We start from the raw sequence: 14,716 nt of genomic DNA, 5'->3' as shown, positions 1-14,716 counted from the left end.
CTTAAGGGAATACACCTGTGAGGATCCTATGACGCCACAAACCCTGAAGTTAATCGCACAATACCCTCTGCTCAATGCACTAATCGCCCTGCAAGAGACCACCTGGCTTAACCCAAAAGCCACCACTCTGGCCGCAGGGCTTCCCCATGTCGGGCTGACCGAAGCCGATGTGGAGGATGCCCGGGCGCGCCTGAACCGCTTTGCGCCCTATCTCGCGAAAGCCTTCCCGGAGACGGCAGCCACCAACGGCATTATCGAATCTGAGCTGGTTGCCATTCCGGCGATGCACCGACGGCTGGAAAAGGAATCTGGCGCCACCCTTCCCGGCACCCTGCTGCTGAAAAAAGACAGCCATCTGCCGATCTCCGGCTCGATTAAAGCCCGCGGTGGGATCTATGAAGTGCTGACCCACGCCGAAAAACTGGCTTTGGACGCCGGGCTGCTCAACCTCAACGACGATTACAGCATCCTGCTTGAGCCGCGCTTCAAAGCGTTCTTCAGCCAGTACAGCATCGCCGTGGGGTCTACCGGCAACCTCGGGATGTCTATCGGCATTATGAGCGCCCGCATCGGCTTTAAGGTGACGGTGCACATGTCTGCCGACGCCCGCGAGTGGAAAAAATCCAGACTGCGCAGCCACGGCGTGACGGTAGTGGAGTATGAACAGGATTACGGCGTGGCGGTGGAGCAAGGGCGCAAAGCGGCGGAAAACGATCCGAACTGCTTCTTTATCGACGATGAAAACTCCCGCACCCTGTTTTTAGGTTATGCCGTGGCAGGCGAGCGCCTGAAGGCGCAGTTTGCCGAACAGGGTCGTGTGGTGGATGCGGATCACCCGCTCTTTGTCTATCTGCCGTGCGGCGTGGGCGGTGGCCCTGGCGGGGTGGCGTTTGGGCTGAAGCTGGCCTTTGGCGACCACGTACACTGCTTCTTTGCCGAACCGACCCACTCCCCGTGCATGTTGCTGGGGGTATATACCGGTCTGCACGATGAGATTGCGGTGCAGGATCTGGGGATCGATAACCTTACCGCGGCGGATGGCCTGGCGGTGGGTCGTGCCTCTGGCTTTGTTGGCCGTGCCATGGAGCGTCTGCTCGACGGGTTCTATACCCTCTCCGATCAGAGCATGTACGACATGCTGGGCTGGCTGGCGCAGGAAGAAAATATTCGTCTTGAACCATCCGCGCTGGCGGGCATGGCCGGGCCGGTGCGTATCGCCGCTTCCGGCCACTATCCGCTGAATAACGCCACCCACCTGGTGTGGGCAACCGGCGGCGGCATGGTGCCGGAAGAGGAGATGGCGAAGTACCTGGCAAAGGGACGTTAATTCACCCGCTGGCTCTGGCGCATCAGAGCCATCAGCTCGACAGGTGAACGGCGATAACGCATTAAATCGCGCATCACCCGCATGTGCGGGGCGGAGTGGCGGAAGAACGCCTGATACCCTGCGCAGAGGGCGTTTTTGCCCTCAACCCACGGCTGCGGGGTGTCACTGTTGCACAGATAACGAACCGGGCACGCCTGGCATTCGTCGGGAAGGGGGAAAGCGTAGATCGGCGGTGGATTGCCGCGCCAGATCTCCAGCGCCGAGTCAAAGAGTTGTACAGAGATACGACCGATATCTTCCCGTACCCAGACATCAAACACCGCCGTCAGGAACGCGGCCCACTGCTGGTCGGTGATGGACGCCGGGTTATCGCGTGCCTGCAAGGGAATAAAGTGTAGATACCGCGAACCCTGGCTGCGCAGATCGCGGTACAACCGCTCCGGCTGGCAACAGTTCTGGCGGTTGATGAGCGTTACGAGCACTTTGGCCTGACATCCTGTCATGCAAAATCCCTGATAAAAATAATGAGATGGTGAACATGACTAGCAGCAAACAATAATGCGAGGGATAACACTGCGAGGGAGATCAAAAATTTAATACGTACAGGTCGGGATGCTGAAAAGTCGTACAGCGAAACGTCCATCCGTGCGCGGTTGCGGGTGTAATGCCAGAGGATCAGCGCTACCAGTGCCAGCACGCCCAGCGCTACCCAGAACAGCGGGCCAGCCTGTTGCCAGTTGTGCCTGACCGCCAGCACCATCAACGCGCCGTAGCCAAACAGCGTGCGCAGCCAGGCCAGCGAGGTGCGCTCCGGCTGCAACCCTGGATCGGCCACCCGACGCGCCTTACGGCTATCCGCCATACAGCACCAACCCCATCACAATCACCGCGACGAACAACAGGATCAGGCTGATAACCAGCAGGCTGTGGGTGTAGGGCAGATCGTCTTTCAGGCGCATGGCTTTTTCATTACGCAGCCAGCGCAGGTAACCGTAGATCGCCAGCCCCCCGGAAAAGAGGCACAGCAACAGTGCCAGCAGCTGGCGGATCACTGGTGTGGCAAAATCGGGGGCCAGCTGGTCAAGGCCGACACCCGCCGCCAGAAAACCGAGCGCGGTGCGGATCCACGCCAGAAAGGTACGCTCGTTTGCCAGCGAGAAGCGATAATCCGGCGCTTCGCCGAGGCGGGAAATTTTCATGACCACTCCTGTCTGACTGCCCGTTGTACAAAACTGCGGCAATGTTAACGTATCCAGGGCAGTATTTCTCGCCTTAACCCATCCCCCAGAACAGCACCGCCAGCAGCTGCGGTGTGATAATGCGCATAAACATCACCAGCGGATAGACCGTGGCGTAGGAGAGCGCCGCCGCACCGCTGGTGGCGTGCAGGTTGTTGGCAAAGGCCAGTGCCGGCGGATCGGTCATCGAACCGGCCAGCATGCCGCACAGGGTTAAATAGTTCATCTTTGCCAGCAGCCGCGCCAGAATGCCCATGGTGATCAGCGGGATGGCAGTAATGAGGATGCCATAGCCAATCCAGCTGACCCCGTCGCCGCGGGCCAGGGTCTCGATGAACTCCCCACCCGACTTTAGCCCCACCACCGCCAGGAACAGAACAATCCCCAGCTCGCGCAGGGCGAGGTTGGCGCTCGGGGGCATAAACCAGTAGAGCTTGCCCACGCAGCCGATGCGCCCGAGGATCAGCGCCATAATCAGCGGCCCGCCTGCCAGCCCCAGCTTGAGCGCCACCGGGAACCCCGGCACGTACAGCGGAATGGAGCCGAGCAGGACACCCAGACCGATGCCGATAAAGACCGGCAGCATCTGCACTTGCTGCAGTTTTTGCTGCGCGTTGCCTACCATATTGGCAACGGCATCAATGGAGGCCGGACGCCCGACAAGGTTGAGGATGTCACCAAACTGCAGGCTGGCGTCCGGGCTGGCCACCAGCTCAACCCCGGCGCGGTTCAGGCGCGAAATCACGACGTCATAACGCTCTTTTGCCTGCAAATCGCGGATTTTTTTGCCCAATACCTGCTCATTAGTCACGACTACCCGTTCGACGCGCATGTCGGTGCCGCGCGTCGAGAGCGAGGTATCGACCTCCTGGCCGATCACCAGTTGGGCGTTGTGCAGATCGACCGGCTGGCCGACGAGGTGCAGCAGATCGCCGGTCTGGATCAGGGTGCCGGGCAAAGGCACCATCAGGGTCTGCTCGCGCTTCAGGCGGGAACAAATAATGTTGGCGCTATTGAGGATCGGCACATCCTGGATCGCCAGGTTGTTGAGATTGGGATTATCGACGCGGATGTTGATGGTTTTTATCAGCGCCTGACCCTGAGTAAGGGTGGATTCATGCTGCTTAGCTTCTTGCTCTACGTTAATGTGAAACAAAACGCGCATCAGCCACATGGTGAGCAGAATGCCGCAGATGCCGAACGGATAAGCCATGGCGTAGCTCATGCCCATATGATCCACGATGCCTGGCTCGATACCCAGATCGCGCAGGATTTGTTGCCCGGCTCCCAGCGCGGGGGTGTTGGTGACCGCACCGGAGAAAATCCCCAGCACCACTGGCAGCGGGATGGCGAAGAGTTTATGCAGCAAGGCGGTGACCAGCCCGCCCATCACCACAATCCCCATCGCAAAAAGGTTGAGGCGCAGGCCCGAGACACGCAGCGAGGCGAAAAACCCCGGCCCAACCTGAATGCCGATGGTGTAAACGAAGAGGATCAGGCCAAATTCCTGAATGAAATGCAACATCTGCGCGCTGAGCACGATGCCCAGCTGGTCAGCAAAATGACCGACAAAAATTCCGCCAAACAGCACGCCGCCAATGCCGAACCCGACGCCGCGGATTTTGATATTGCCTATCCACAACCCGACCACCGCAACCAATGCCAGAATACTGACCGTTAACGCTATATCACTCATGACGGCATCCCTGTGAATAACATTATTATCAGAAGGGATTTTCGCAGAGCGCAGGCGGGTTGTATGGGCGATGGCGCACAAAAAGCCCGCGCTAAAAGCAAAACGGCCACCCGAAGGTGACCGTTTGAGTTTTTACCCTCTCCCGTGAGAAAGGGTTGGGGTGAGGACATCAGGCCGCATCACCCGATACACGGGTATTAGCTGTTCAACGCCGGGCGTTCGCTAATGGCGATCCGCTGCGGAGCAATTTCTTCCGGCACGTTGCGGGTAATGTCGATATGCAGCAGCCCGTTATTAAAGGTGGCGCCCGTCACTTCCATATGTTCAGCGAGGGTAAAGCTCAGGCTGAACGGCTGAGTGACCAGCCCCTGATGCAGCCATTTGGTTTCGGTCTCCGGTTTTTCCGGGGTACCTTTAACCGTCAGGCGCGTGCCTTCCAACTGGATATCAAGGTTCTGCTGGCTGAACCCTGCCACCGCGAGCGTAATGCGATAGTGGTTATCGTCGCTCTTTTCAATGTTATACGGCGGGAAGGTCTGGCTTTCGGTGGTGCTTTGCAGCGCGCTAGCCAGTTTGTCAAAACCAATCCACTGACGCAGCAGGGGGGATAAATCGTAGTTACGCATACTAAATCTCCTTCTGAGAAGCGAGTTCGGCACAGTTTAATTTTGTGCGCAGTTGTTTCTGCAAATCCTGATGGATTCACATATGCTCCCGATATCGGCAAGCATTCAGGTATGGGCCGCAGATGCGACCCGGACAATTAATTAATTTCGATACGGCGCGGTTTTTTCGCTTCCGGGATCACACGTTCCAGATCGATATACAGCAGGCCGTTTACCAGGTTCGCGCCGTGAACGTGAATGTTCTCAGCTAACTGGAACTTACGTTCAAAGTTACGTTCTGCGATGCCCTGATAGAGGTAGGTACGTTCTTTCTGCTCGCCCGCATGAGCGCCTTTTACCACCAGCAGGTTGTCCTGCGCGGTGATCTCCAGTTCGCTTTCAGCAAAGCCGGCAACAGCAATTGCGATGCGGTAGTGGTTTTCGTCAACCAATTCAACATTGTATGGAGGGTAGCCATTGCTCTGGCTTTGGTTGTTTTCTAAATGATTGAACAGACGATCGAAGCCAATGGCTGAACGATAAAGCGGAGAAAGATCAAAGTTACGCATACAGTTAAAACTCCTGAAATCAGCAAGAATTGTCGCCTTCCACCGTGGACAGGCTGGGGTATCCCAAACGCCCCTCAGGCACGTTTGTTCATTGATACACTCTTAAAATGGGTCTGCTTCCGTCCTTTTCAAGAGCAACGTAGCGAGAATTTTTTGCACTTTGCGGGTACTGGAATAGACTGGGACTACAGCATGTAAGGTTAAAATGCGATAGGTACCACAGAGCGGTACTTTTCAACTATTCATTTTGATCATGGCCCGTTATAAACCCGGTTGCGGGTCTGTATTGGGCCATTGATGATGACTGACTGATAATGAAAAATGTTCTGATAAAGCTGACGATGTTTAGCACGGTGGTTTTGCTTTGCGGGTGTTCGAGCGTGATGTCTCACACCGGCGGTAAAGAAGGGACATGGCCCGGGACGCGCGCCAGCGCGAAAATGATCGCGGATGACGACACCAACTGGGGGACTAAATCCCTGGTGGTGCTGGATATGCCGTTTACTGCTGTTGTTGATACCCTGCTGCTGCCGTGGGATCTCTTTCGTAAGGACAGTTCTGTTCGCTCCCGCGTGGAGCAAAGCGAGGAGAAGACGCTGGCCACCAACGCCGTCATCCCGCCCGCTGCGATGCCTTCTCGCTAATTAGCGCCCGGTTTCTGTCACCCAGAGCTGACGGAAGCCGTCGATCTCTTCCATCCAGGCAAGATAATGCCCGTCAGGCGAGTAAACCACAGCATCACCTGACGGCGGATTGCCGTGATCGGATGTCAAAAAGGTTACTTCGCCCGTGGCGGCATCACAGCTGGCAAGGCGATTATCCAGCACAAACCCCAGCGAATGGCCCGCCGGATGCCAGTTAAACGCCGACTGAATATCGCGTTGATTATGGGTGAGCTGACGAGGCTCTCCCCCTTCCGGCGCGATGAGCCACAGCTGCACCACACCCTTATCATCACGCATCAGGAACGCGATTTGTGTCGCCTGCGGGTTGCTGCGCACCCAGTGTCGCGGCACGTTCACCAGGCCCGGGAAGCGGTGGCTGTGGGTGAAGGTTAAACGGCGCTGCACCACCCCGGCTGGCGGGGCGGGCATGCACTCCGCCGTGCCCTGCAGCGGTAAATCCCCGGCCTGTTTCCAGCCCTGCTCCTCTTTCGGCAGATCCACGATAAACAGTTCCGGCACTTTTTCACCCTGAGCGGAAAGGGTATCGCCGATAAAGGCCAGCCTGTCGTTACCGACCCAGCCCTCTTCATAGGCGCGGTTGATCTCATCGCTGCCCGGCTGCGGCGTGGGGGTCGTACGGCTGACCAGTACGCTCCAGTGCGTTCCACCATATTCACGCGGATGGTTGCCAGCAGGCGTCACCGGACCATAGGGCGCGGCCACGCCCACGTTGCGTAGATCGCGCTTCGGATCGAGCGTATGCAGAACATGGTCGTTATAGGTAAAGCTGACGAACTGGCCGTTCGGGCTGAAGACATGCACGTGGCTGCCGCCGCGCAACGCGCCGGGGGTGAAGGGTGCGGTGATATCCATTGCATCGAGATTGCTTGTCTGCCCCTGTGCAGCAATCACCCCCTGACGGTGATGAAAGTCGTACTGCCAGTGGGCATCAGGATGGTTTGGGCCGTGGATAAAGACGTACTTATCTTCCGCTGGATGTACGGTCACGACCCCAACATGCGCGCCGTTTGTGGCGCGATAAATCACCTCTACCTCACCCGTTTCGACGTTAACCCGCTCAATGGTGTCGCCGGTAAACGATGCCCCGGACGGGCGGACGTCAAAGACCAGCCACTGGCTGTCTGCAGTCCAGGTGCGGGTGTTGGTGAGCTGATGGTTGCGGGGAGCGAAGGTGATTTGTTTCATGAGGATACCCTGATGCGCGGATGTCGCATCAGGGTATAGCATTGCCGGGAATTAGCCTACCCGTTTCACGTCGCCCACCAGCAGGATGTAGGAGAGCGCGGGTTTTGCCGGGTCTTAATTCAGAACAAACTTCTCAATAGCGTAAGCCACGCCATCTTCGAGGTTGGATTTGGTGACGAAGTTAGCCACCTCTTTCACCGACGGGATCGCGTTTTCCATCGCCACGCCTAAGCCAGCATATTCCAGCATCGCAATGTCGTTTTCCTGATCGCCCAGGGTCATGATCTCTTCCGGCTTGATCCCCAGCGCGTCGGCCAGCGACTTCACGCCAGTGCCTTTATTGACGCGTTTATCGAGGATTTCGAGGAAGTACGGCGCACTTTTCAACACGGTGTATTTCTCTTTCACCTCTGCCGGGATACGGGCAATGGCTTTGTCCAGGATCTCTGGCTCATCAATCATCATTACTTTCAGGAACTGAGTGGCGGGGTCCATCTTCTCCGCTTCGCAGAACACCAGCGGAATGGTGGCGACGAAGGATTCATGTACCGTGTAGTAGCTGATGTCGCGGTTGGCGGTGTAGAGCGTATTACGATCGAGAGCGTGGAAGTGCGAGCCGACCTCACGGGAGAGTTGTTCCAGATAGCGGTAATCGTCATAACTCAGCGCCGTTTGCGCCACCGTGCTGCCATCGGCTGCTTTCTGGACCAGTGCGCCGTTGTAGGTAATGCAGTAATCACCCGGTTCATTCATGTGCAGCTCTTTCAGGTAGCTGTGAACACCTGCGTATGGACGACCGGTGGTCAGCACCACGTTCACGCCTTTCGCACGGGCTGCGGCAATTGCGTCTTTAACGCCAGCAGAGATAGTGTGGTCTGGCAGCAGCAGCGTGCCGTCCATATCGATTGCAATGAGTTTGATAGCCATGGGATCCCCGGTTGGAATGAGTCTGACTTCATGCTAACGCGATTCCGCTCAAAAAACAGCAACACCGGAGAAGGAAAACGGGGCTGAAAGCACAGGAAATATTCCCCGTTTAGGCGGCAGCAATCCGGCAGCTTGGCTACCGGATTGCTACGTCTGTCTTTAGATTGCCGCTTTCTTTCGACCGCCAAACATTAACAGCACGGCTGAAATAATGGCCAGCGCTCCAACCAGATAGAAAGCTGAATAATATTGCCCGGTGCCCTGGACAATGAAACCAGTCAACATAGGCGCAAACACCCCGGCCAGGTTCGCCAGAAAATGGATAAATCCACTGACTGCACCAACGTTGTTGCCTTTTACCGTATCCTGCACAATGGCCCAGTAGCAGGAGGTGGTGACATACATGGCAAACATACCGACGGACATCAGACCAATTGCGCTATACAGGCTGGCCACCAGCGCCGACGCGGTAATACAGACAGCAGCGATAATCAGCCCAACGACAATAATAACCTTTCGGGAAAACAGCAGATTATTGGTGATTTTATAAATGTAATCAGAGATAAAACCACCCGAGATTAGCCCGACGAACCCCAACAACCACGGCAGGACGTTAGCGATACTCATATCGTGCATATTCAGCCCGCGCGCATCCAGCAGATAGCTGGGGAACCAGGTCATAAAGAAAAAGAGTATGTAGCTGTAAGCGAAAAAGGCCAGCGCAGTGAAGAGGATAATCGGCTGCTTCAGATAATAAGAGAGCTTTTCATCCGGCAGACAGCTCTCTTCGCTATCAACGGGGGAAGCCTGTTGCTGCGTATCGCTCTGATCGCCGGTACGGTTTCTTGTCGCAGCCAGCCAGATCACCACCCAGACAAAACCGATCAGCATCATGCCGATAAAGGTCATCCGCCATCCAAATGCCAGCGCAGCGGCAGCAACAATAGGCGCTGATACTGCCCCACCCATTGGGTTGCCGGAAAAAGAGACGCCCACGGCGCGGGCGCGCTCCTTCGCAGGGAACCATTTAACGATCGTTTTATTGGTGACTGACCCCATCGGGCCTTCAGCGGCACCAAATATCACGCGGATGATAAACAGCGAAACAAAGTTGAACGCCATGCAGGTTAAGCCTGCAAAAAGCGACCATAGCCCCATGGCTCCAGCAAAAATGCGCCGTGGGCCATATTTATCAGCCAGCCAGCCGCCAATAAAACAAAAAACAGCATAACCAATAGCAAAGCTACTGAAAATAAGGCCCAGCTCAGCTTTATTGACATTGAGATCGGCGGTTATATAAGGGGCGAGAATAGATAAAGCCGCCCGGTCGATATAATTTATCATCGATGCAATAAAAAGCAGAATGAGTATAAAATACCTTCTATTGGTATACATATTTCTCTCCATGATGTAGGGTACGTCCAGTTATATTTATTCAGGATTAATAATAAATAAGATAGATATCATCCTCTCCATGTTGTCGATTGTATCGTTTTTAATTCTCACCGGTTAAATACTGGTAAATACCTTCAGCTACCGGAATGCCCTCACGCTGACATTTGGCTTTATAAGCCATCTGCGGATCGTTCGGAGCAAGGACTTTTTCCACACCAGGAACCGGTCTTACCGCCCGCAATTCATCCCTCATGGTCTTCATCGTCGCGGCAAAAAAGGCATTACCCAGTTTGTCTGGATCGATGGCAATGACCAGGCTCGCCAGCTTACGCATTTTGTCGTAGTCACCGTACATACGTACAATATGGTTGCCGAAGTTAGCCCCCATTAAGATGCCGGTCAGGGCATCTATCGCCAGCGCAATCCCGGAGCCTTTATGCTTACCAAAAGGCAGGAGGTTTTCTATTTTGTGCGGGTCAGTTGTCACGTTGCCCTCTTTATCCAGCGCCAGCCCTTCACCAACAGGCTGTCCGGTCTCCTTGGCATGTAAAATTTTGCCAAAGGCAACGGCGCTGGTGGCCATGTCGACAATCATCGGTGCTTCATCTTTTACCGGAAAACCAAAGGCCAGAGGGTTGGTCCCCAGAAAACGTTCCGCACCGCCATAAGGCGCTACGCAGGTGTCTGTCTGCGTCATCACAATGGCGATAGCCCCCTGGCGGGTCGCACGTTCGGCAAAATAGGAGAGCGCACCGCAGTGAGAGGTGTTTTTGATGCCAACAAAACCTACCCCAGTCTCTTTTGCCAGCTGTACCGCACGATCCGTGGCGGCGAGCAGCGCTGAATGCCCCATACCATCATCTGAATCCAACACGGCGACGGAAGGTGAAATCGACTGGAATGCCATCACGGCAGCCGGATTTAACCCCCCCGCCTGCAGGCGCGTGCAGTAATGTTCAACTCGCATAACGCCGTGCGAATGGACACCCGTCATGTCGGCATGCACCAGCACATCGGTGACCTCTCTTGCCGTGTTGTCATCCAGACCGGCACGAGTTAATTTTGTTAAGACTAACGCTTTTAATTCATCTTCTTTAATTAATACGCTGGACATCGAAATCTTCCTTAAAATTTAATGACGCCTTTAACTAATTTTTTATTTTCGACAACGTCTTCTTTATAACCGTCACCGAAGCTGTAAAAGTCATATTCCTTATTAACCATTAAACCTTCGTGTAATACCCCGTCCGCCATTAATGCGATAACGCACTCGAAGTCTTCGCGCGTGGCATTACGGCTGGCTAAAAGCGTGGTCTCTTTTTTATGGAATGTCGGGTCATCAAGCTGCAGTTCGCCAATATAGAGTCCAATAAAGACAATTTTCCCACCGTGTCGAATAAGGTCGACCGAACGTGACATTGACGCTTTATTTCCTGTAGCGTCCATCAGGACACAGGCTAACTGGCCGTCAAAGCAGGCTTTCAGATCTTCTGGATAGCTTTGCAGGGTCGGATCCAGGGTGGCTACCGCCAGTTTTTCACTGATTTGCTGACGGCGGCCCGCATCAATATCGGCAACCACAACGCGCCCGCCCTTCGCTTTGGCTATCGCAGCAGCCGCCAGTCCAATCGGGCCAGCACCCACAATCAGCACATTTTGCTGTGGCCTGATATCGGCCCGACGAACCGCATGGGCGCCAATGGCAAAACACTCTACCAGCGCCCCGGCGTTATCACTCAGGCTGGACGGCAACTCGACCAGGTTCTCTTCGCGGACAGCGAGATATTCGCTAAAACCGCCGTCCTGATGCACGCCATACAAAGAGACGTTTTCGCAGCAGTTAGTCTTGCCCTCCTGGCAGGCGGCACAGCTACCGCAGGGAATGCACGGAATAACGCTATAGCGCAGCCCTTTTTTGACGCGAGTGCATGCGCTGCCTGTCTCTTCTACTACGCCGCAAATTTCATGGCCCAGTACCCGTGGGTAGGAAAAGAAGGGCTGCCGGCCCGCAAAAGCATGGATATCGGTGCCGCAAATCCCCACCGCGCGGGTTTTAAGAAGCGCCTCACCCTCTTTTAATGAAGGAATGTCTCTTTCGATGTACTCAATCTGGTGCGGTTGTTGGCAAATAAGCGTTTTCATGGATTTTCCTGCAGCAATAGATTTTTGATGGCGTCACGAACGCCCTCAGATTCGATGGTAAGAAAAGCGAGACGGATTTCGTGCAAAAATGAGGTGTTGTCACAGGCAAGCGTGCCGAAGATGCTTTCGATCTGTAGCAAGGCGTGGGCCTGTTTCCATGAGGAGTCAAACTGGCTCACCCGCGCATGAAACTCTGCATTCAGGGGATCGGCGATGGCCTGGCCGCGAGAAACAGCACCAATAATGTAATGAAGCCAACCGGCGATCAGCACCGCCAGTGCCGTCCCTTTTACCTTGCGCGCCTGTAGCGTACGCCATGGATCTATGGCGCGTTGCGGAAGCTTCTGCGAACCATCCATGGCGATCTGGCTGGTTCTGTGTTTGATATGCGGGTTGCTGAAGCGGGCAACCAGCAGCCGGGCGTACTGTTCCACATCCAGGTTTAATGCCGGGTTAAGGGATTTGGCTTGCTCTTCCACCATCAGATGGAATACCGCGGCATTAAGAACGGGATCGGCCATGCATTGATAGATAAATTCATAGCCTGCCAGGCTGCCGTTATAGGCCAGAAACGAATGGCTGCCGTTTAACATCCGCAGCTTCATCTCTTCGTAGGGCAATACGTCGCTGACGAACATTGCTCCGGCCTTGTCCCATTCTGGTCTTCCGGCAACAAAGTTGTCTTCGATCACCCACTGCCGAAAATCTTCGCAGACCACGCCGCAGGGATCGGCATAACCCATTTCTTCTTCAATAACGGCAAACTGTTCTGCCGTCATGGCGGGAACGATGCGGTCAACCATGGTACCGGGAAAGGTCACATTGCTTTCGATCCACTCAGCCAGATCGCTATCAATCTGCCGCGCGAAGTCGAGCACCGCGTGTCTGGTCAGCAAGCCGTTTTCCGGAATGTTGTCACAGGAAAGAACGCTAAAGGGTGAGAGTTTTCGTTCGCGCCGTATACGCAACGCTTCCACCAGCAAACCGATGGCCGACTGAGGCGTGCGGGGTGATGTGACATCATGGTGAATAAGCGGATTGCCGAGGTCCAGTCTGCGTGATTGCGGATCGGTGCAGTACCCTTTTTCAGTGATGGTCAGCGAGACGATTTTTACCTGCGGTTCAGCCAGTTTATCGATCGCGGCCTGAATACCGCTCGCAGGCGTATGAAGTGCGCCAGCCATCGACCGCACCTGGCGGCAGGTGGTTGAGGTAGCGGATTTTTCCACCACGCTGAACAGGCATTCCCGGGCATTCAACTCATCCACCAGCTCCGCGCTGCCAAACATATTAATGCCAAAAATTCCCCAGCGTTGTTCCATGCTTTCATTGCAGAGATCGGTATAAACCGCCTGGTGCCCGCGATGAAACGCCCCGAGTCCGATATGTACGATATCGGCTTTCAGCGCTTGTCTGTCGTACGTTGTCTTTTCCATTAGAAACCCTCCACAAATCGTCGACCAATAATGCCAAACAGGTTTACCAAAACAGTGATAATGATCTCAAATGGTAAACAAAGAACATGAATAAAATCCTAATTAAATTCAGACCTCAAACCAAATACCATTAATATCAATAAGATAGTTAAAATAAGAGACAAGAAAAGAGCATGCTTATTTAAAAGTGTGATAAGCATCGAATGAGCCGTCAGAAAAATTGGTGTACCATTAAATAAGTTACAAGCTAAACATGAGCAATCCATTGAATTTAAATGGTTTAAACCAAAGTCGTTCATCAAAACGCGTCAATCTGGTTTACAGAATTAGCAAAACAGGCATACCAAAGCATTGAGCAAATGAATTGAATAATGGGAATTAAGAGGACCAAGAAATGAATACGCTTATCAAACACGTTCAAACCCGACTGTTCAAAGTGCCGCTGGCGGAAATACTGGTGGATGCGAAACATGGCGATCACAGCCATTTTGAACTCATCACGACCACGATTACCCTGGAAAATGGCGCGACCGGCACCGGTTATACCTATACCGGCGGTAAAGGGGGTTATGCCATTAAGGCGATGATTGATCACGATTTGGCTCCGGTCCTTGTAGGTAAAGACGCGGCGGAGATCGATGCCATTTACGACTTTATGGAGTGGCATATTCACTATGTTGGACGGGGAGGAATTGCCTCGTTTGCAACCTCAACGGTCGATATTGCGTTATGGGATTTGAAGGGCAAACGTGAGCAATTACCGCTCTGGAAAATGGCAGGCGGTGCCAATAACAGCTGTAAGGCCTACTGCGGTGGCATTGATCTGGCGTTTCCACTCGATAAGCTGCTGCGTAGCATCCAGGGTTATCTGGACAGCGGCTTTAACGCCGTGAAAATAAAGGTGGGACAGAAAAATCCACAGGATGATATCGACCGTATCAAGGCGGTTCGCCAGCTTATTGGCCCTGACGTAACCTTTGTGATTGATGCTAACTACTCGCTCTCTGTTGAACAGGCTATTGCGCTCTCGAAGGCGGTTGAGTCGTGCGATATTAGCTGGTTTGAAGAGCCAACCATTCCTGATGATTACGACGGCTACGCCCGCATTGCTGAAAACACCACTATCCCACTGGCGATGGGGGAAAATCTGCATACTATTCATGAGTTTGGGTACGCGCTGGATCGCGCCAGGTTAGGGTTCATTCAGCCAGATGCCTCGAACTGTGGTGGGATCACCGGTTGGCTGAAAGCTGCCAGATTGTCGACCAATTATGGTCTGCCGATTTGCTCGCACGGCATGCAGGAATTACACGTTAGCCTGGTATCCGCTTTTGATACCGGCTGGCTGGAAGTACATAGTTTCCCTATCGATCGCTATACGAAACGTCCGTTAGTGGTAGAGAACTACCGGGCCGTCGCCCCAGATGAATGCGGAATTGGCGTTGAATTTGACTGGGATAAACTCAACCCATATGAAGTCTGATGGTTGCCGGGCCTGCCACCATGCAGG

Annotated in this window: 15 protein-coding genes; 3 read left to right on the top strand and 12 right to left on the bottom strand. The window is 54.2% G+C overall.

Annotation, left to right across the window (positions count from 1 at the left end; translation table 11 throughout):
• Window positions 1–28: 28 nt before the first annotated feature.
• Window positions 29–1,327 (top strand): D-serine ammonia-lyase, encoded by a 1,299-nt coding sequence (gene dsdA, locus ABIE02_RS19320; protein WP_280713632.1) that lies wholly within the window; start codon window positions 29–31, stop codon window positions 1,325–1,327.
• On the opposite strand, the gene ABIE02_RS19315 is transcribed toward dsdA, so the two are convergent.
• The 6 genes from ABIE02_RS19315 to ibpA form a co-directional block, all read right to left on the bottom strand.
• Window positions 1,324–1,830, bottom strand: a complete 507-nt coding sequence (locus ABIE02_RS19315) for a radical SAM protein (RefSeq protein WP_336995116.1) — start codon at window positions 1,828–1,830, stop codon at window positions 1,324–1,326. The genes dsdA and ABIE02_RS19315 overlap by 4 nt on opposite strands.
• Window positions 1,827–2,189, bottom strand: coding sequence for a DUF202 domain-containing protein (locus ABIE02_RS19310; RefSeq protein WP_032615573.1), 363 nt, complete (start codon window positions 2,187–2,189; stop codon window positions 1,827–1,829). Before ABIE02_RS19310 ends, ABIE02_RS19315 begins: the two co-directional genes overlap by 4 nt.
• The gene (locus tag ABIE02_RS19305) at window positions 2,179–2,526 is read right to left on the bottom strand and encodes a YidH family protein (RefSeq protein WP_032615571.1); all 348 of its coding nucleotides are present in this window, start codon (window positions 2,524–2,526) and stop codon (window positions 2,179–2,181) included. Before ABIE02_RS19305 ends, ABIE02_RS19310 begins: the two co-directional genes overlap by 11 nt.
• 73 nt (window positions 2,527–2,599) lie before the next feature.
• Window positions 2,600–4,261 carry a putative transporter gene (locus tag ABIE02_RS19300; RefSeq protein WP_032615569.1) on the bottom strand — a complete coding sequence of 554 codons (1,662 nt, stop codon included), beginning with the start codon at window positions 4,259–4,261 and terminating at the stop codon, window positions 2,600–2,602.
• Between the two features lie 197 nt (window positions 4,262–4,458).
• Window positions 4,459–4,887, bottom strand: coding sequence for a small heat shock chaperone IbpB (gene ibpB / locus ABIE02_RS19295; RefSeq protein WP_059309044.1), 429 nt, complete (start codon window positions 4,885–4,887; stop codon window positions 4,459–4,461).
• Window positions 4,888–5,024: 137 nt separating this feature from the next.
• Window positions 5,025–5,435 (bottom strand): small heat shock chaperone IbpA, encoded by a 411-nt coding sequence (ibpA, locus tag ABIE02_RS19290; RefSeq protein ID WP_032615564.1) that lies wholly within the window; start codon window positions 5,433–5,435, stop codon window positions 5,025–5,027.
• Window positions 5,436–5,746: 311 nt separating this feature from the next.
• Here ibpA and ABIE02_RS19285 point away from each other — a divergent pair, with 311 nt between their 5' ends.
• Window positions 5,747–6,079, top strand: coding sequence for a YceK/YidQ family lipoprotein (locus tag ABIE02_RS19285; RefSeq protein WP_032615561.1), 333 nt, complete (start codon window positions 5,747–5,749; stop codon window positions 6,077–6,079).
• On the opposite strand, the gene ABIE02_RS19280 is transcribed toward ABIE02_RS19285, so the two are convergent.
• The 6 genes from ABIE02_RS19280 to ABIE02_RS19255 form a co-directional block, all read right to left on the bottom strand.
• Window positions 6,080–7,306, bottom strand: coding sequence for a DUF3748 domain-containing protein (locus ABIE02_RS19280; RefSeq protein ID WP_280713631.1), 1,227 nt, complete (start codon window positions 7,304–7,306; stop codon window positions 6,080–6,082).
• A gap of 114 nt (window positions 7,307–7,420) precedes the next feature.
• The gene (yidA, locus tag ABIE02_RS19275; RefSeq protein ID WP_032615557.1) at window positions 7,421–8,233 is read right to left on the bottom strand and encodes a sugar-phosphatase; all 813 of its coding nucleotides are present in this window, start codon (window positions 8,231–8,233) and stop codon (window positions 7,421–7,423) included.
• A 159-nt stretch (window positions 8,234–8,392) separates the two neighbouring features.
• Window positions 8,393–9,628 carry an MFS transporter gene (locus ABIE02_RS19270; protein WP_419720663.1) on the bottom strand — a complete coding sequence of 412 codons (1,236 nt, stop codon included), beginning with the start codon at window positions 9,626–9,628 and terminating at the stop codon, window positions 8,393–8,395.
• Window positions 9,629–9,728: 100 nt separating this feature from the next.
• Window positions 9,729–10,742, bottom strand: coding sequence for an Ldh family oxidoreductase (locus ABIE02_RS19265; protein ID WP_103793426.1), 1,014 nt, complete (start codon window positions 10,740–10,742; stop codon window positions 9,729–9,731).
• Window positions 10,743–10,753: 11 nt separating this feature from the next.
• Window positions 10,754–11,770 carry a zinc-binding alcohol dehydrogenase family protein gene (locus ABIE02_RS19260; protein ID WP_032615551.1) on the bottom strand — a complete coding sequence of 339 codons (1,017 nt, stop codon included), beginning with the start codon at window positions 11,768–11,770 and terminating at the stop codon, window positions 10,754–10,756.
• A complete protein-coding gene (locus tag ABIE02_RS19255; RefSeq protein WP_051916095.1) occupies window positions 11,767–13,206 on the bottom strand; it encodes a mannitol dehydrogenase family protein in 1,440 nt (479 codons plus the stop codon). Before ABIE02_RS19255 ends, ABIE02_RS19260 begins: the two co-directional genes overlap by 4 nt.
• Before the next feature lie 394 nt (window positions 13,207–13,600).
• Between ABIE02_RS19255 and ABIE02_RS19250 the strand changes: the two genes are divergently transcribed.
• The gene (locus tag ABIE02_RS19250) at window positions 13,601–14,689 is read left to right on the top strand and encodes a mandelate racemase/muconate lactonizing enzyme family protein (RefSeq protein ID WP_336995118.1); all 1,089 of its coding nucleotides are present in this window, start codon (window positions 13,601–13,603) and stop codon (window positions 14,687–14,689) included.
• Window positions 14,690–14,716: the final 27 nt, after the last annotated feature.

This window comes from Leclercia sp. 1548 (assembly GCF_050435045.1).
Classification (GTDB): Bacteria; Pseudomonadota; Gammaproteobacteria; order Enterobacterales; family Enterobacteriaceae; genus Enterobacter; species Enterobacter adecarboxylatus.
Note: the sequence above shows the minus strand (reverse complement) of the source record. Positions and strands in the feature narration are given on the sequence as shown.